Annotated in this window: 14 protein-coding genes, 2 tRNA genes and 3 rRNA genes; 3 read left to right on the top strand and 16 right to left on the bottom strand. The window is 46.3% G+C overall.

All coding sequences use genetic code 11. From position 1 onward, the window contains the following. Positions 1–105 precede the first annotated feature (105 nt). Positions 106–798 (top strand): hypothetical protein, encoded by a 693-nt coding sequence (locus ACLSSO_RS04135; protein WP_295905998.1) that lies wholly within the window; start codon positions 106–108, stop codon positions 796–798. 10 nt (positions 799–808) lie between these two features. Further along, positions 809–1,834, top strand: a complete 1,026-nt coding sequence (locus ACLSSO_RS04130; RefSeq protein ID WP_295905996.1) for an alpha/beta fold hydrolase — start codon at positions 809–811, stop codon at positions 1,832–1,834. Between the two features lie 94 nt (positions 1,835–1,928). Here the strand turns inward: ACLSSO_RS04130 and rrf are convergent. The 6 genes from rrf to ACLSSO_RS04100 form a co-directional block, all read right to left on the bottom strand. Beyond that, a 5S ribosomal RNA gene (rrf, locus tag ACLSSO_RS04125) occupies positions 1,929–2,045 on the bottom strand. A gap of 274 nt (positions 2,046–2,319) precedes the next feature. Then, positions 2,320–5,260: ribosomal RNA gene (locus ACLSSO_RS04120) — 23S ribosomal RNA — on the bottom strand. A 114-nt stretch (positions 5,261–5,374) separates the two neighbouring features. Then, positions 5,375–5,451, bottom strand: a tRNA-Ile gene (locus ACLSSO_RS04115). A 156-nt stretch (positions 5,452–5,607) separates the two neighbouring features. After that, positions 5,608–7,121 (bottom strand): 16S ribosomal RNA (locus ACLSSO_RS04110). Together the 16S, 23S and 5S rRNA genes with 2 tRNA genes alongside form the textbook arrangement of a ribosomal RNA operon. A 263-nt stretch (positions 7,122–7,384) precedes the next feature. Beyond that, positions 7,385–7,460: transfer RNA gene (locus tag ACLSSO_RS04105), tRNA-Ala, on the bottom strand. A 154-nt stretch (positions 7,461–7,614) separates the two neighbouring features. Then, on the bottom strand, positions 7,615–8,127 hold the full coding sequence (locus ACLSSO_RS04100) for a hypothetical protein (protein WP_295905109.1): 513 nt from the start codon (positions 8,125–8,127) through the stop codon (positions 7,615–7,617). A gap of 222 nt (positions 8,128–8,349) precedes the next feature. Between ACLSSO_RS04100 and ACLSSO_RS04095 the strand changes: the two genes are divergently transcribed. After that, positions 8,350–8,655 (top strand): cupin domain-containing protein, encoded by a 306-nt coding sequence (locus ACLSSO_RS04095; protein ID WP_295905111.1) that lies wholly within the window; start codon positions 8,350–8,352, stop codon positions 8,653–8,655. On the opposite strand, the gene ACLSSO_RS04090 is transcribed toward ACLSSO_RS04095, so the two are convergent. The 10 genes from ACLSSO_RS04090 to ACLSSO_RS04045 form a co-directional block, all read right to left on the bottom strand. Beyond that, positions 8,652–9,959, bottom strand: coding sequence for a replication-associated recombination protein A (locus ACLSSO_RS04090; protein ID WP_295905113.1), 1,308 nt, complete (start codon positions 9,957–9,959; stop codon positions 8,652–8,654). The genes ACLSSO_RS04095 and ACLSSO_RS04090 overlap by 4 nt on opposite strands. Before the next feature lie 144 nt (positions 9,960–10,103). After that, positions 10,104–10,658 carry a hypothetical protein gene (locus ACLSSO_RS04085; protein ID WP_295905114.1) on the bottom strand — a complete coding sequence of 185 codons (555 nt, stop codon included), beginning with the start codon at positions 10,656–10,658 and terminating at the stop codon, positions 10,104–10,106. Between the two features lie 12 nt (positions 10,659–10,670). Further along, positions 10,671–12,851: a type IV pilus secretin PilQ gene (gene pilQ, locus ACLSSO_RS04080; RefSeq protein ID WP_413944133.1), complete on the bottom strand. Its 2,181-nt coding sequence runs from the start codon at positions 12,849–12,851 to the stop codon at positions 10,671–10,673. Positions 12,852–12,875: 24 nt separating this feature from the next. Beyond that, a complete protein-coding gene (locus ACLSSO_RS04075) occupies positions 12,876–13,583 on the bottom strand; it encodes a pilus assembly protein PilP (RefSeq protein WP_413944132.1) in 708 nt (235 codons plus the stop codon). Next, entirely contained in the window at positions 13,580–14,188 is a 609-nt protein-coding gene (locus ACLSSO_RS04070; protein ID WP_340590477.1) for a type 4a pilus biogenesis protein PilO, read from the bottom strand. The genes ACLSSO_RS04075 and ACLSSO_RS04070 overlap by 4 nt, the downstream gene beginning before the upstream one ends. Then, positions 14,185–14,793, bottom strand: a complete 609-nt coding sequence (locus tag ACLSSO_RS04065; RefSeq protein ID WP_295905120.1) for a PilN domain-containing protein — start codon at positions 14,791–14,793, stop codon at positions 14,185–14,187. The genes ACLSSO_RS04070 and ACLSSO_RS04065 overlap by 4 nt, the downstream gene beginning before the upstream one ends. After that, positions 14,790–15,845, bottom strand: coding sequence for a type IV pilus assembly protein PilM (gene pilM, locus ACLSSO_RS04060; protein WP_295905122.1), 1,056 nt, complete (start codon positions 15,843–15,845; stop codon positions 14,790–14,792). The genes ACLSSO_RS04065 and pilM overlap by 4 nt, the downstream gene beginning before the upstream one ends. Positions 15,846–16,015: 170 nt before the next feature. Beyond that, positions 16,016–16,798 (bottom strand): prepilin peptidase, encoded by a 783-nt coding sequence (locus tag ACLSSO_RS04055; protein ID WP_413944800.1) that lies wholly within the window; start codon positions 16,796–16,798, stop codon positions 16,016–16,018. A gap of 1 nt (position 16,799) precedes the next feature. Then, positions 16,800–17,570, bottom strand: coding sequence for an ABC transporter permease (locus tag ACLSSO_RS04050; protein WP_413944131.1), 771 nt, complete (start codon positions 17,568–17,570; stop codon positions 16,800–16,802). Then, positions 17,563–18,309: an ABC transporter ATP-binding protein gene (locus ACLSSO_RS04045; protein WP_413944130.1), complete on the bottom strand. Its 747-nt coding sequence runs from the start codon at positions 18,307–18,309 to the stop codon at positions 17,563–17,565. Before ACLSSO_RS04045 ends, ACLSSO_RS04050 begins: the two co-directional genes overlap by 8 nt. Positions 18,310–18,315 lie beyond the last annotated feature (6 nt).

Genomic DNA, 18,315 nt, shown 5'->3' with positions numbered 1-18,315 from the left:
AGGAGTTTTTAGGAGACCTAGGCCGAAGAAGCGATTTTGGGCGCCGAGGGGAAAGCCTTTGAGGCTCAGCAAAATCTTTCCAATAATATCAGTGACGGAGGATTCATGCTCTATAAGCTCATCGGTGCGCTGATTATTGTTGTTGCTGGTACAATCGCTTTTCTGGCTCTGCAAGAAGAAGGAAATCCTCTTCACGCTCTTAAGAAAGACAAGAAGGCTGCTGAAGTTTGTGTGCAGCTCACGCCCGCTCAGCAGCTTGCAAAAATGATCAACGATGATTTTCAGGCCCTTGCCCAAAGCGGAGAACTTCCCGCGCAGTGGGGTTCTATTGCGACTGTTGAGTTTCGTATGAACTCGGAACTGGCTCGCGCAATTCTTGGCAAACAACGTCCGCATATTCAACGCGTGAAAGATGGAAAAAGCTATCTTGAACTTGAAGTGATGGATCTGCCTGATGAGGAAAATCCCGGTGTTATCATTCAAGCAAGTCTCTTTGATATTAAATCGAAAAATAAAATTTTCGAGATTGGTCGAACTTACACAATGAACGACTTGAACAAGGTAGCGCCACCGGAGAAAAAAGTTCCAGCAAAAGCCGGTGCTCCTGCACAGGGGCAACAACCACCATCGCAAACAGCCGCTTCGGGATCCAATCCGCAACAGCCACCGACAGCGACAAACTCAAATAATCAAAATCAACAGCAGCAACAGCAAACTCCGCCGCAATCTAATTCGCATGCTGTTCCTGCTTCAGGAGCTGCTCCTGCGGCGACAGCTCAAGGAGCTTCAACTAAATAAGGAGAATTCGATGAAAGTTCTTTCTCTGTTATTTACAATATCTCTGCTAACGGCTTGCGCGACAACGAGCAAGCCTTCTTCTAAAGCAAAAGACTCTGCAGGTACGAAAGAAGCCAAAGGCTTCGATGCAGAGCTGACTCAGTACAAATATCCTTTCGAAGTAAACTATTTTTCTTTTAAATCTCAAGAGCAAGATTTGAAGATGGCTTACATGGATATTCCTGCAGGCAAACCCAGTGATAAGATCATTGTTCTTTTGCACGGAAAAAATTTTCCGGGCGCCTACTTTGAACATGTGATTTTGGGGTTAAACCAAGAAGGCTATCGCGTGATTGTTCCGGATCAAATTGGATTTGGAAAATCCTCGAAGCCTAAGAACTATCAATACAGCTTTCAAACTCTCGCACAGAATACAAAACATCTTTTACAAAGTTTGGGAGTTGAGAAGTTTTACCTCTTGGGCCACTCGATGGGTGGAATGGTCGCGACAAGATTTACACTGATGTATCCAGAGAGTGTGACGAAGTTATTTTTAGTGAATCCGATTGGTTTAGAAGATTGGAAAACAATGACAGGCTATCGCAATGTCGATGAAGCCTATAGGGCTGAGCTTGCGAGCTCTCCTGAAAAGATAAAACAGTATCAGCTAGATAGTTACTACGACGGAAAATGGAAATCAGAATACGACAAGTGGCTTGAAGTTCCGACAGGATGGTTGGAAGGTCCTGACTATCCTGTGATCGCCTGGAATGCCGCTTTAACTTCCGACATGATTTTCACTCAGCCGGTTTTTTATGAATTTAAAAATATCAAAGCCCCAACGGTTTTGATTATTGGAGATCGCGACCGCACAGCTATCGGTAAAGCGTGGGCCTCTGACGACATGAAAAAGAAAATGGGAAATTATCCCGTCATCAGCAAACAAGTTTCGCACATGATCCCCAAGAGCAAACTTGTGATGTTGAAAGGTTTAGGACATATGCCTTTCATCGAAGATTTCGAAGCTTTCTGGAAAGTTTTCATCAAGAATCTTTAGAAAAAGATTGTACCAATTCGCTACGAAGGGAAGCAGGTACTTTTGGTCAAAAAAAACCCGGATTACTATCGTAACCCGGGTTCAAGTAAAATAGAGCTGGCGTCGTGCTACTCTCCCACACGGTCGCCCGTGCAATACCATCGCCGCAAGAGGACTTAACTTCTGAGTTCGGAATGGGATCAGGTGTGGCCCCTCTGCTATAAACACCAGCAAAGCGTTTATTAATCAAAGTGGAAGTGTTTTATACTTCCTTCGTTCTTTTTGCAACTTTCTACCAATCCAAATGGAGAAGTTACTTCTTTTATCATTACAACTGAATGATTGATTTAGCTGATTTTTAGCGACCTTATACACTCTGATCTTGTCAGAGTAAGGTTGGTTAGTTCCACATTAATCACTCTCTTACTTATTCAGAGAGCTAGTCTCTCGTTCCCGAAGGAAGTCTTTGAGACGAAATCTTCTTCAACTTTGTTGAGAAGAAAAATTTAAAAAAGCCTCACGACCTATTAGTACGGATCAGCTGAATCTGTTACCAGACTTACACCTTCCGCCTATCAACCTCGTAGTCTCCAAGGAGTCTTTAGGGGGCCGAAGCCCCAGTGAGATCTAATCTCGCAGTTTGCTTCCCGCTTAGATGCTTTCAGCGGTTATCAATTCCGAACATAGCTACCCTGCACTGCCGCTGGCGCGACAACAGGAACACCAGAGGTTCGTCCATCCCGGTCCTCTCGTACTAAGGACAGGTCTGCTCAAATCTCATACGCCCACAGAAGATAAGGACCAAACTGTCTCACGACGTTCTGAACCCAGCTCGCGTACCACTTTAATTAGCGAACAGCTAAACCCTTGGGACCTGCTCCAGCCCCAGGATGTGATGAGCCGACATCGAGGTGCCAAACTCCATCGTCGATATGGACTCTTGGATGGAATAAGCCTGTTATCCCCGGAGTACCTTTTATCCGTTGAGCGATGGCCCTTCCACGCGGGACCACCGGATCACTTTGGCCTGCTTTCGCACCTGCTCGACTTGTAGGTCTCGCAGTCAAGCCCCCTTATGCCAATGCACTCGACGCCTGGTTTCCAATCAGGCTGAGGGGACCATCGCGCGCCTCCGTTACTTTTTGGGAGGCGACCGCCCCAGTCAAACTGCCCACCAGACAGTGTCCCTCTCCTCGTATAGAGGAGCAGGTTAGATTTCAAAGTTGCCAAGGGTGGTATTTCAAGGTTGACTCCACAAGGGCTAGCGCCCCTGCTTCAAAGTCTCCCACCTATCCTACACATGCCAACTCTAAAATCACTGCCAAGCTACAGTAAAGGTTCACGGGGTCTTTCCGTCTTTCTGCGGGTACTCGGCATTTTCACCGAGAATTCAATTTCGCGAGGCATTTGGTCGAGACACCGGAGAAGTCGTTACGCCATTCGTGCAGGTCGGAACTTACCCGACAAGGAATTTCGCTACCTTAGGACCGTTATAGTTACGGCCGCCGTTTACTGGGGCTTCGATTCTCTGCTTCGCTTGCGCTAACAAATCCTCTTAACCTTCCAGCACCGGGCAGGCGTCAGTATGTATACTTCGTCTTGTGACTTTGCACATACCTGTGTTTTTGATAAACAGTCGCTACTCCCATTTCTCTGCGACCTGAAAAAGCTTGGGGAGTAAATCCTTACACTCTCTCAGGCACACCTTTTCCCGAAGTTACGGTGTTAAGTTGCCGAGTTCCTTGACCAAAATTCACCCCATCGCCTTAGGATATTCACCCCACTCACCTGAGTCGGTTTACGGTACGAGCTAACAAATCTAAAATTACGAAACTTTTCTTGGATGCATGGCTTTTCACACTTCCGGGACAAGTCCCTCGCATTCACACCTCAGAGTTACGACCAGCGGATTTGCCTACTGATCCTCCTACATGCTTACACCCAAATCCAATAATGGGCTGTGATATCCTACACCGTCATTCCTTAATCACAATCTGTTAGGTAACGGAATATTAACCGTTTTGCCATCGATTACGCCAATTGGCCTCATCTTAGGTCTCGACTAACCCTGGGAAGATTATCTTTACCCAGGAATCCTTGAGTTTTCGGCGCCCGGGTTTTTCACCCGAGTTCAACGCTACTTATGTCAGCATGATCACTTCTAGTTCGTCCAGCTGTCCTACCGGTCAACCTTCATCCTACACTAGAACGCTCCCCTACCACTAAAATATAAAATACTTTAATCCAAAGCTTCGGTAACACGCTTAGCCCCGTTGTATCTTCCGCGCAGAGTCACTAGACTAGTGAGCTATTACGCTTTCTTTAAAGGATTGCTGCTTCTAAGCCAACCTCCTAGTTGTCAAAGTAACTCCACAACGTTCTCCACTGAGCGTGCATTTAGGGACCTTAGCTGTTGGTCTGGGCTCTTTCCCTCTCGACTCATGACCTTATCACCCTGAGTCTGCCTGCCGAGGAACATATCTGTGGCATTCGGAGTTTATTTGGGTTTGGTAATCCGGTAAAGACCCCTAGCCCATTCAGTGCTCTACCTCCACGATATTTTTTACTCGACGCTATACCTAAATATATTTCGGGGAGAACCAGCTATCACCCAGTTTGATTGGCCTTTCACCCCTAATCACAGATCATCCAAAGAGTTTTCAACCTCAACTAGTTCGGTCCTCCACGGAGTGTTACCTCCGCTTCAACCTGTCCATGATTAGATCACCGGGTTTCGGGTCTATGCCTGCATACTAAATCGCCCTATTCAGACTCGCTTTCGCTACGGCTCCACCTGCAACGGCTTAACCTCGCATGCAAACATAACTCGCTGACTCATTATGCAAAAGGTACGCTATCGCCCATATAAAGGGCTCTAACTGCTTGTAGACTTACGGTTTCAGGTTCTATTTCACTCCCCTCTCGGGGTTCTTTTCACCTTTCCCTCACGGTACTTGTTCTCTATCGGTCACTAAGGAATATTTAGCCTTATGAGGTGGTCCTCACAGATTCCCACAAGATTTCACGTGTCTTGTGGTACTCGGGATGCCGCTAGGGCCTTTGAAGTTTTCGAGTACGGGGCTATCACCCTATCTTGCCAGACTTTCCAGACTGTTACTCTAACTTCTCCGGTCCCACATCGCGGTCCCACGACCCCTCTTTCAAATAAATGAAAAAGGTTTAGGCTGTTACCCGTTCGCTCGCCACTACTGGGGTAATCTCGGAATTGATTTCTCTTCCTGAGGGTACTGAGATGTTTCACTTCCCCTCGTTCGCTTCAGACACCTATGTATTCAGTGAATGATATCATAAAATGATGAGTTTCCTCATTCGGACATCTCCGGATCAAAGTGTGTGTGCCACTCCCCGAAGCTTATCGCAGCTTACCACGTCCTTCATCGCTTCTTAGTGCCAAGGCATCCACCGTAAGCCCTTTGTAGCTTAAAAAAAATGGAACTAACCTCGCTAAAAATCAACTAAATCAATCTATTCAATTGTCAAAGAACGAAAACCGTTCGCGTGTCATCTCTCTTCGCACTTAACAGTTCCAACTCAATTAGTTGGTGGGCCAGGGAAGACTCGAACTTCCGACCCCACGCTTATCAAGCGTGTGCTCTAACCAACTGAGCTACTGGCCCGTGTTAGATGCTTAAGAGATTTCACTCTTTCAAAACTAAACAGCTAGATGAGATTTTTGGGACTCACTTACTCGGGAAGAGTAAGTTGACCTAAGATTGGGTCATTTTAACTTACTAAGAACAAGTCTTAGTGAAGATTGACCGGATAATCCTTAGAAAGGAGGTGATCCAGCCGCAGGTTCCCCTACGGCTACCTTGTTACGACTTCACCCCAATCATCGACCATACCTTGGGCGCCTGCCCCCTTGCGGTTAGCGCAGCGACTTCTGGTACAGCCGACTTTCATGGTGTGACGGGCGGTGTGTACAAGGCCCGGGAACGTATTCACCGCGGCATTCTGATCCGCGATTACTAGCGATTCCAACTTCATGATCTCGAGTTGCAGAGATCAATCTGAACTTAGATGGCTTTTCTCCGATTTGCTCCACCTTGCGGCTTCGCTTCAGTTTGTGACCACCATTGTAGCACGTGTGTAGCCCTAGGCATAAGGGCCATGAGGACTTGACGTCATCCCCACCTTCCTCCGGTTTAACACCGGCAGTCCATTTAGAGTGCCCAACTGAATGCTGGCAACTAAATGCAGGGGTTGCGCTCGTTGCGGGACTTAACCCAACATCTCACGACACGAGCTGACGACAGCCATGCAGCACCTGTGTACCGACCCTTGCGGGCGACGGCGTTTCCGCCAATCTTCCAGTACATGTCAAGCCTAGGTAAGGTTCTTCGCGTTGCATCGAATTAAACCACATGCTCCACCGCTTGTGCGGGCCCCCGTCAATTTCTTTGAGTTTTAATCTTGCGACCGTACTCCCCAGGCGGGATACTTAACGCGTTAGCTTCGTCACTGAAGGGGTCAATACCTCCAACAACAAGTATCCATCGTTTACGGCGTGGACTACCAGGGTATCTAATCCTGTTTGATCCCCACGCTTTCGGGTCTGAGTGTCAGTGTCTAGCCAGTTACCCGCCTTCGCCACCGGTATTCCTGTTGATATCTACGTATTTCACCACTACACCAACAATTCTAGTAACCTCTCTAGCACTCAAGCTTCGCAGTATCAAATGCACTTCTAGGGTTGAGCCCTAGGCTTTCACACCTGACTTACAAAGCCACCTACACCCGCTTTACGCCCAATGATTCCGAACAACGCTAGGATCCCTCGTCTTACCGCGGCTGCTGGCACGAAGTTAGCCGATCCTTTCTTACAGGGTACATTCATTGTGTTATTCCCCTGCGACAGAGCTTTACGACCCGAAGGCCTTCATCACTCACGCGGCGTCGCTGCATCAGAGTTTCCTCCATTGTGCAATATTCCCTACTGCTGCCTCCCGTAGGAGTCTGGACCGTGTCTCAGTTCCAGTGTGACTGATCATCCTCTCAGACCAGTTAAAGATCGTTGCCTTGGTGAGCCATTACCTCACCAACTAGCTAATCTTACGCGGACTCATCTTGAAGCGAAAAACCTTTGACCCCTTGAACCTCAGTTCTTGTGGTCTTATGCGGTATTAGCTAATCTTTCGACTAGTTATCCCCCTCTTCAAGGCAGATTATCCACGCGTTACTCACCCGTGCGCCACTAGTACTCACCCGAAAGCTTTCCCCGTTCGACTTGCATGTATTAGGCACGCCGCCAGCGTTTGTTCTGAGCCAGAATCAAACTCTCCAGTTATAATTCTGTTCTCAAACAAACAACTAGCTTACGCTGTGTTTGTTCGAATTAATTTTTTTGAAATTGTGAATGATAATTACTCATCATTCAAAGAGCCCAAAAATCTTTTCTATCTAGCTATTCAGTTTTCAAAGAGCGAAATTTTTAAATCGCATTTGCTTCGTTACCGAAGCGCGAGGAACCAATCTTAATGATTTTTTTGTCCCCGTCAATGTTCTTCTTTTATTTTTTTCGTTACGAGACGAACGTCTAAAATAAAAAATTGGTGGAGGCAACAGGGATCGAACCTGCGACCTTCTGAATGCAAATCAGATGCTCTCCCAGCTGAGCTATGCCCCCGAACAAAGTGGAGCTGTTTTCTCGTAACGGCCCAAAAAGGTCAATAGCTTTTTTTCGAAAATTTAATGACCGTACTAAAGTTGCTTAATAAATAATCGAGGCCTGCGCCTCGATTATTAGAAAACTTAGTTTAAGTCGTTGGATTTACAAAAGATTAAGCGCTGGCTTTAAATTTTGACGCAAGAAGTCTGTTTAACCACTTTCTTTCAACGGCCAAGTCAAAACCGACTTTTTCTCCGCCCGAAATAATGGCTAAATACACTTTTTTAAGGATTTCGACCTCGTGATCAAGGCCGTTATCAGCACCTAAAGACTCTTCAATAGCTTCAAACACACTCACTAGGTCTGGAGTCGTTACCACTTTTGGAATACGGCCCATATCTAAACCTAAAGTTTCAATTGGTTTGAAACCCACAAGGGTTTCCGTCAATAGAACTTTCGTTCCATTCTTGAAATTCACTTGGATAAAAGGCTTTCCTTCAGAATCCGCGCGATGAAGAACTTCATTCACGTCTTGAGTGATAAAGGAGAATACTTTTCCATCTAGATCTTGGCGAATTTGCACTCGGCCTGACTCGTTGATCTTCGCACGAAGACCTTTCGAGGCATCGACAAAATTCAAGATGTGATCTAATTCCGCATGTGTCGACTTCGATTTACTGCTCAAAATACCCTCCCCTAAACATATAGGGTCCTTCCTACACATTAGGTATCGACAATCCACAAAAGGACTTAACACAAAAACAAAAAAAGATGAGAATCCGGCCTCTTATCCTGTCGCAATTTGAATAGATTATCGCGATAATGTTTCAAGGCGAGATTCATGGCGGCGTGACTTGAAGTCACCGTTCCGATTTGAGATAACCATGAATCGAAAGAGGCACTCACTATGATCATCACTCGTTGGCAAGCACCGATCGTTCCAAGCAAACAGCAGGTTCACATGATTTTGGAATCTGAAGGTTTGGAACCTTATGACGAAATCTATGAACCGCAAATGAAGGTTCAAGATCACCGTCATCCGTTTGCTGAAGTGCGCGTGATTGTTTCTGGAGAGATGATCTTTAATATTTCTGGAAATCAATTTGTGTTGCGCCCCGGGGATCGCTTAGAGATTCCTGCAAACACAAAACACTCCCACGTCGCTCAAGGCACACAGACCTGCGTGTGTGTTTGCGCCCAGCGCGCAATCTAATCTTTTTTCTGCTTCATCCACTGTAAGTACTCGCGGATTGTTTTTTCAAAACCGCGAGTTGTTGGTTCGTAGAGCTGGGCTTCGCTGACTTCAGGCGGAAGATAACTTTGATCGACCCATCCTGTTGGATAATTGTGCGGGTATTTATAATCCCTACCGTATCCTAAATCTTTTGCGAGAGCTGTTTTCGCTGAACGCAAGTGCAATGGCACCGGTAATGTTCTGGTTTTTTCAACGAGTTCACGGGCTTTATTTAAAGCCATATAAGAGGCGTTTGATTTCGGGCACGACGCTAAATAAGTCGTTACCTGTGAAAGAGTGATCGCTCCTTCAGGCAGCCCAATAGCTTCAACGGCTTGGAGACCTGCGATAGCGACAGAAATTGCTCTTGGGTCTGCGTTTCCGATATCTTCAGAGGCTAAAACGATCAGTCGACGAGCGATGAAGATAGGATCTTCTCCGCCGTCGATCATGCGAGCGAGATAATAGACGGCCGCATCAGGGTCACTGCCGCGCACACTTTTAATGAATGCCGAAATAAGATCGTAATGCATCTCGGAGCTTTTGTCGTAGCCCAAAGGATTTTGCTGAAGAAGCTCGCGCATGTCGTTCACATCTAAGCGCTCGCCGTCCTCTTGGTCTTTTGTGAAATTATAGAGAATTTCGAGACTGTTGATGAGTCGACGTGCATCCCCGTCAGAATATTCGAGAAGATTGTTGATGGCCTCTTTGGTGAGGATCATGTCGAGCTGTTTTTTGTAGTGCGTTTCTGCGCGACTGACGATTTTGCTGAGATCTTCTTCAGAAAGTCTTTCGAAAATCACAACGCGGCAACGACTGAGAAGGGCTCGGTTTAATTCGTAGCTTGGATTTTCTGTTGTAGCGCCAATAAGGACGATATCGCCTTTTTCTACGAATGGAAGAAGGACGTCCTGTTGCGCTTTATTAAAACGATGAATTTCGTCGACGAAAAGCACGGTTTTTTGTTGCAGCTGCAGACGGCGGTCTTTGCCTTCCTCGCCAATTTCTCTTAAGGCTTTAGCTCCGGAATCCACGGCGTTGATATTTACGAAATGAGCGTTGAAATGCTGGGATAAAGCCAGCGCAAACGTGGTTTTTCCTGTGCCTGGAGGGCCCCAGATGATGAGACTTGGTAAATAGCCTTTGCGCAACATCTGGCCGAGCTTTGATTTTGGTCCCAAGGTTTTATCTTGGCCAATGATCTCATCTAAATTCTTCGGCCGAAGAATTTCTGACAGTGGTGATGAGCTTGAGGCTGCGGCAGAGGCGGAAAATAGGTCCATGGATGGCTTATAAAACGGGTCTTTGCGGAGGTCACTGATTATTCACATCGTTGGTGAAGAGTCATGACGATAACTCAGAGCGTTTTTCAAAAAACAAAAGGCTCCTTTTAGGAGCCTTTTTTAATTCTTTGTTTGAATTTAAAACTAGAAGCTTTCGACTGTGATTGTTGTCGATGTTTTTACTGGAGTTTCGTTTCCGGCAGCATCGCGCTCTAGACCGAAAACTTCCATGGTTCCGCTGGCTGTCGTACCACTATTCATTGTGATACCGCCGCAATAGAGGGCGCAGTCTGTGGAAAATGTTTTATTCGCATCTCCACTTGGAATCAATGCTTCTTTCGTTCCACTATTAAACCAAGTACCCTTCAATGCTGCGAGACCATCGCCACCAACCTCACAGTTGATCGGTGTTGAGCTGCCTGGAACTGGAATATTGATGCGAATAAAGGCGATGATAAGGTTTTTAGTTGTGTCTTTGCGAGTAAATGTAATTGTTGGAACACGGAAGTAGCTTGGTGAGATGTCCGCCGTTGGCGTGTCAGTTCCAGCATTTTCGCGCGCCAAACAGCTAACTGCTGTTGCCGGAATCAAAGGCAAAGAAGAGCCACTGATTGAGACTTCAACGTTGCCTGCTTCTTGTGAACAGGAACCGAGAACGACTGATAAAACTAGTAACGAGACGTACAAAAGTTTTTTCATTGTTCCCTCCCTTTAAAAATCTTGAGTCGTCGGAGCTACTGGACCTGCGTCAACCGGGCCGATGATTCTTGGTGTAAGGAAAACTAGCAGCTCCGATTTGTTTCTTGTGACGTTCTTGGTTTTAAACAAGTAACTCACAACAGGAAGCTCACGGAACCAAGGCACACCGTTTTCATTCTCAACAGCGTCGCTTTGGTAGATACCACCAATGACCGCTGTTTGACCGTTTTTCACAAGCACGCGAGTGTTGGCTTCACGGCTGTTGACCGCAAACGCACCTTGACCCGCACTACTCACGTCGGCACCACGGAATTGTCTATTCACAGTGACTTTCATTATAACAGATCCGTCCGCTGTCACCTGCGGAGTCACCTCAAGTTTCAACGTCAATGGCTTAAACTGGAACGTCTCTTGAGTTGCTGTCCCGTTTTGAGTCACCTGACGTACTGGTTCTTCTGTCGTCTGATTGATATCCGCTTTTTCATTCGTCATTGTCATGATTCGTGGGGCGGAGAGGATTTTCACCTGTCCTTCACTTTCAGACAAAGACAACGCCGCTTGCAGAGTTCCAAAGACATCCAGAGTTCCCACGCTCACGTTGAAATTCAAGTTGCCCGGAGTGGCTGCTGTCGGGTTGATGTTAAAGCTTGGATTCATGTTCACAGGACCGCGCGCTGTCGAGCCAAGTTTAATCGGCGCACCAGAAGCTCCCCAATTGATCCCGATATTACGAGTGAAGCTTTCTTGCGCTTCCACGATTTTTGATTCGATCAAAACTTGTGGAGGTTGTGTATCAAGACTCGCAATCAATTTCGCTGCACGCTCTAGATTTTCTTCGATATCCGTCACAACCAAAGCGTTGGTACGAACATCACCGACAACCTTTCCGCGATCACCTAAGAAATCTTTGATTTTCTTTTCAAGCTCGTCCACTTTCGCGTAGCTCACAGGGAACATGCGAACTTTCAAAGGTTCCACGTTCTTACGGGCTTGCGCCAGTTTCGTTGCATCATCTTCTTCCGCTTTCAAATCTTGAAGAGGAGCGATACGAAGCACGTTGCCTTGACGAGTGTAACCCAGTTTTTTCGCTTTCATGATCACAACCAAAGCTTGGTCCCAAGGAACTTGGCGAAGTTTTAAGCTCACCGCCCCTTTTACGTCTTCGGAGATCACCATGTTCACGCCGCTCTCTTCCGTGATGAAGTTCAAAGCGTCGCGGATATCCATATTGTTTGTCTCAATAGAGATCTTTTTACCGTAAAACTTCGTGTTTCCAGAAAGGAATTCCGTCAGGTTCTGGCTTGGCAAAATTTTCGCGTCAGACAACTCCACATTGGTTCCGTCTGCTTGAGCAACTTCGTGCGCCTCTGCAGGAGTTCCAGCGCCGTTGGCAACGATCAAAAGGCTGTTGCCTTCGGCTTGAACTGCGGGCTCTGCCACACCTTCACGCAATTGAATAACAAAGCGTGCTGTTGTTGAACCTGGGTTTTGATAAGCGTCGATGGCGCCGACGCTGCCTTTGATGTCCTTTGTATTCAAAGAACGCTTCAAACGGTCTGGTAAGTTCGCGTTGTCGACTTCAATAATATACTGATGCAAATCAGGATTTGTGCGTGTCGTGTAAGTCAACGGCTTGTCCGCTTGCACGACAACAGTTCCGCCTGTTTCATTGGCTTTAAACTTCAAATCCGTGATGTTGGCAGGAGATCCAGATGGAACAGACACTGTAGGCGCTGTCCCTTGCACTGGAGTTGGAATTGTCTCTGTCACAGTCGGAGCTGGAGTTTGCGGTGCCGGAGTTTCTGGAGCTGGCGCAGGAACGTCCGCCACTGAACTGTCAGCAAATGGATCTTCTGTTGGTGAAGCTTCTTCCGTCGGAGCAGGAGCTGGAACTGTCTCTGCAGGTGGAGTCGCCGCCTGCTCTTGAGGTTGTCCTTCCGCTTGATTGACTTCATCTTCAATCGCTAAATCTTGATCGTTTTGCGCAGGAGCAGATTCGGCTTGTTTTGTTTCACCGCCGCCATCTTCAAAATCTGCAAAATCATCTTGATTGCCTGAAGACTCCGCTGGAGCCACTTCAGATGAGGATTCTCCACCATCTAATGACAAATCGTCCTCAACAGGACGGCTGGCACAAGAGGTGATAGAAGCAATCAACGCACTTAGGATAAATAATCGAATGAGTCCTTTCATTCGTTCCTCCTCTGATAAATAAGCTTACTTTTTCAATTCCAAGACGCGAGTCTCTTTAACCGATTTTCCGTCGTCATATTTGGTTTCTACGACAACGACTTCACCCTCGCGGATGGCCGCTACAAATCCTTCGCTTCGGCCGATCTTTGAATTTTTAGTTACAGTAAATACAGCGCCATCCGGATCGCGAATCATCGCGCGCGGCGTGCGCACATCCCACAAGATACCGACAACCTGCAAACGCTCGATTTCCCAACGCTGCAATGGTTCTAGGATCTCATTCGGTTTTGCGATGTCAGAACCGCCGTTATCTTTAGGACGAACCGTTCTGAAAACTTTGAACGGATCTCTTTTTCCTGTCGGATCGTAACGGTAACCATCGCTCGGCAAAATACTTGCTGGCGGAGGAGTTTGCGCTGTTGCACCGTCACCCACTGGCATTTCGTTTTCCATTGGTGGCGGTGGCACCGAGGGTTGTTGCTGTTGCGCAGATCCAGGCGGGGCCGTAGGTTGCTGTTGTGGCGGCGGAGTTCCTGGCTTAGGAGGAGTTGCTCCTGCAGGCGGAACTTGAGTCGATTCCACTTCTTTTAAGAAGTCTGCGGGTAAATCTCCATTAGACGGAGTTTCTTGAGAATGCGCAGGAGCCATAAACTTCACGCTCACTGCAAAAGCAAGCCAAAGTCCCAAAGAGGCTACTAGAATGTAAGATACAATCCATCTTACAGATTTCACTGCGGAGTCTCCGTTCCTGCCGTTCCATCAGCAGGTTTTTTCTTTTCTTCAGGAGCCAGTTTGTAGCCGACCACCTGACCTTCAAATTTTAATTTCTTACTTCCAGGTTCAGACTCTGTGATCACGACGTTTTTCACACGAGCCATACGTTCTGCTGTCGATACCAAGAAAGAAAATTGCGCAAGTTCCGCATAACTTCCTTCCAACGTCACATCCACAGGAACTTCTTCAACGACTTCTTTTTTAACGTTGTCGCCTGGTTTTTTCGATTTCACACTCACACCGGCATTGCGGGCAAAGTCGTCAATCGCTTTATTGATATCAATTGAGAAAAGCACAGACGGAAGACGACGAGAGATCTCTTGATACTTTTGGCTAAGTTGTCCGACCTTCTCTTGCATCTCTTGCACTTGCTTGAGAGTAGCATCCGTGTCTTTTTTCTTATTTTCTTCTTCTTGAAGCTGTTGGCTGATTTGCACGATTTGCGCGTCAACAGCGGAGCCGTCGTCGTAAAGTGCATACCAATAAAAAGCCGTCAGTCCTAATCCGATGATCAGGACCTTACTGATTTGTTGGGCTGCGAGAGTTTCAAAGAACTTATTCATTCGGGTCTCTCCAACAAACAGCTAATTTCAAACTTTTTTAACATCACGCCATCTTGGTTGATCTCGCTTGAACTTACCAAGTTCACGTCCATTAAGAACGCGCTCTTTGTTAACGCTTCCAAGAAAGAAGACACCTCAAAATCACTCAAAGCCAGACCTTGCACATTCACTTTATCCGGATTGATCTGCACACGTGTGAGCCAAGCTTTTTCAGGAATCACTGTTTGCAACAGATCCAAAACACGGATTTCTCTTTGGCGGTCTTTAGCGATTTTTTCCAAGGCTGAAATACGTGCTTCAATCAAAGCTTCGTCTTCCTTAAATTTTTTGATCTCAGCCACAGAAGCAGCTTGTTTTGAATTGTAGTTTTGCAACTCTGTCAAAACCTGCGTTTTTGCGTTGAGATCAGCAACCTTGCCCGGAACGTTTTGATTTTGGTAAATGTATAAAGCCAACGGTCCCACAAGAATCAAAACCAAACGCTTCAGGGCCTCTTTTCTTACCTCATCAGGAGCTAAGAAACTGTCTGATGAAATTCCCAGTGAAGCCCCAAGAGGAGACCCCGCGCTGACTGAAGCTCCGGATGCCAGATTGATTTTAATCATGATGCATCCCCCACTTCACGCAAAGCGAGACCTGTCACAACGCCAGCAAAAGAGCTGATTTGATCCAAGTATTCTGGAGAGAATTTTTTCGGATTCGCTTTCACACGCAAGAATGGATTAAATGGCTCCATCAAAATGCCTGTCACGCGAGACACAGTCTCTGTCAGGCCTGATGTTGCGGAACTTCCGCCCGTGAAAAAACAACGGCTCAGGACCAGACCATTTGTTGTCGCACTTAAGAAGTCCAAGCTGCTGCGAATCTCTTCTGTCACCGCTTCATTTGTTGCGCTGATGATGCTGTGAACTTCGTCGGGAACTTCACGGCGAGAGATCGCGCTCAGTTTAAGGGCTTCGGCTTCAGCCACCGTCACGCCCATCGCTTTGTGGATTTCATTCGTGTAGTTAGCACCACCCACAGGAATATCACGGCAGAAAATCACTTCGCCATTTTGCACGACCACGAAGTTTGTGATCGATGCACCGAAGTTCAGAATTCCGATAACTTCTCCAGGGATTTTTCCGTAATTCAACTCAAAGGCATTTGCGAGAGCGAAACCACTCACGTCCAAAACGCCGCAAGAAAGTCCACTCACCTCAATCACTTGTGTGTACTGAGTGACAAGTTCGTTTTGAGCGGCGATCAACAAAATATCCATCGTGTCCGGAGAGCTGCTGCCCGCCAGAATATGATGGGCCAAGCTGATATTGTTGATATCAAATGGAATGTATTGCTCTGCCTCGAAACGGATTTGATCTTTGATAAGTTTTTTATCCATTTTGGGAATCGTGATTTTCTTCACGATCACGGCTGTACCCCACATTGCCGTTGAGATGCTCTTGCGTTTGGATTTTACTTCATTGATCAAAGATTGAATCGCGATACCAACAGAAGCGATATCAACAATCTCACCACCAGAAACAGAATTCGGCGGAGTCGGCGCGAAACCAAAAGAAAGCAACTGGGCTCCTTTGCCACTGAAGTCCATTTCAGCCAGTTTGATGGAACTCGTTCCGATATCGAGTCCGATAACTTTCTTCGATTTAAAAAACATGCTTTCGCTGCTTCCCCAGTTGTATCACTCAGATGTCATTTCAAAGACTTACGTCCTTGGGACACAAGTCCTAAATAATAAAATTATTTCTGCTTGGACAGGGAATGTCAAATATGGCTCTCGGGAACTTCTAAAAAGGTCCAGATATCAAAATGTTATATCTGAGAAAATTAGCCTAAGCCGGGTAAAAATAGGTTCAAGTACCAAAGGGCGATAGTCTCTCCACCGAACAAATACAAAATAGCACCTAAGGCCAGGTAAGGTCCGAATGGAATTACGGTCTTTAGTCCAGCCTTCTGTTTTCTTGCAGCGATCAAACCGATCACACTTCCGATGATGGCTGAAGACATAATCACAAAAGGAATGGCTTTCCATCCAAGCAAAGCACCGATCCAAGCAAGGAGTTTGATGTCTCCCCCACCCATGCCTTCTTGTTTTGTTAGTAGATAGTACACGTAAGCCATGCCCCACAAAAATCCGCCGCCCATCAAAACGCCGAAAAGAGCATCTAAGAATTCACGATGAGGATTTAAGGCAGCACCCACAAGACCAATCACGATGCCTGAGAGAGTGAATTCATCAGGCAAAATCATGTGATCAAGATCGATAAAGGTGCAGACAACGAGTCCGAAAATAAAAATCAAATATTCCAACAGCGACCACGAAAATCCGACGTAGTGAAAGCTTAAAGTAAAAAGGCCCGCCATGATAAGTTCCACTAATGGGTAACGGAAAGAGAATTTTGCGCCACAGTGACGGCATTTCCCGCGCAGAATAAACCAGCTAAAAATTGGAATATTGTCGTACCATTTGATCGGCGTTTTGCAGTTGTAACAATAACTGCGAGGCTTTACGACGCTTTCTTCTTTTGGCAAACGATAAATCACGACGTTGGCGAAACTTCCGAAGATCGCGCCCAAGATAAAGAAAAAAACGTAGAAAGTAAGATCCAAATTAGACAATGTCTTTTCTCCTGAAGAAGAAATTTGTGGCAAGGATGAGTAAAATTCCCCATCCCGTCATGTGTGCGAGCATCCACCCTACATTTTGCGCAGGAATTCCGTTTTCCAAAAAGTAAGCGGACTTCCAGTTCATGCGGTAAAGATTCGGCGTGATCCAATGGAAAACTTTAACGGCTTGAATGAAAAGTTCTTCTTTGCTTTTTTCAGCGAAGAACGAAAGATCACCGAGCCAATGTCCCAGAAGGAAAACCATAAAGCCAGCGCCCAGTGCAAGCACAGGTCTTACGATCAAACTAAAGCAGATCACCAGACACAAGATCACAGCACTTTCAAACCAAAGACTCAGACATATTTCTACAAATGACAGCCAAAGATTGGGTTCTTTCCAAAGACCCAAAAGAACCCAAAGCAGAACCCCCAAAGCTGTTAATAAAAGAGTGTTCAGTGCAAGGACACCAAAGATTTTTCCCAGGATGAATTGCTCACGACTGACAGGCCTTGAAAGAATCAATAGACATGTTTGTTTTTCGATTTCTTTAGCGAGTAAATAGGAACCTGAAAAAAGAGAAACTCCGAGGGCCGCGACCTGAATTGCCAGGAATCCAAAGTCTGTCAGGATTTTTCTTTGTTCCGCGAAGGACAGTGCTCCAAGCAAGAAACTTAGAGCTAAAAGTGCGACTGCGATTAAAACCACAACGAGGAACACTTTTTCGCGCAACATTTCACGTAAAGTGGTTTTTGCTAAAGCCCAAACTTTACCCATGAGCTTCCTCCCGTCCTTTCAGAACCGCGAAGGCTCTTTCAAGACTTTGGAATTCCGCCATGAAGGAACTTAAAACTCCGTCATAAAGGATTTGCCCGCGATTGATGACAACCAAGTGACTGCAAAGTTCTTCCATGTCCTGCAAAAGATGACTGCTAAAAAATAGGCTCACACCGCGCTTTTGTTCTTCGCGCAGAATATCTTTCACCATCGCTCGTCCATCGGGATCAAGGCCCGACATCGGTTCATCAAGGATCAACAAATCAGGTCTTGTGAGAATGGCCTGGGCGATCCCCACTCTTTGCAACATGCCCTTGGAGTATGTGCGAAGACGACGGTCTTTGGCTTCCATTAGATCCACTTTTTTAAGAGCTTCATGGGCTCTTTCGTGGAAGTCTTTCATCGTGGAGCCGTAACAAAGATTCCAGTGGAGACGCAAAAACTCCATCCCTGTGAGGAACTCATAAAGATAAGGGCGCTCTGGCAAATAGCCGATGCGGGTTTTGCTTTCACTGCTTAAAGGTTTTCCGAAGAAAAGAATTTCGCCGCTGTTGGGACGAATAAAATCGAAAAGACATTTGATCGTTGTGGTTTTGCCTGAGCCGTTGCTGCCAACGAAACCTGAAGTTTGTCCTTCAGGAAGTGAAAAGGTCACATCACGCAAAACATGGCGATCTTTTTCAAAAAGACCGCCTTTAAATGTTTTATTGAGCTTTTCAACTTTGAGTACTGCTGCCATCAAACT

The sequence above is a fragment of the Bdellovibrio sp. HCB-162 genome (genome assembly GCF_047344985.1).
GTDB lineage: Bacteria > Bdellovibrionota > Bdellovibrionia > Bdellovibrionales > Bdellovibrionaceae > Bdellovibrio.
Note: the sequence above shows the minus strand (reverse complement) of the source record. Positions and strands in the feature narration are given on the sequence as shown.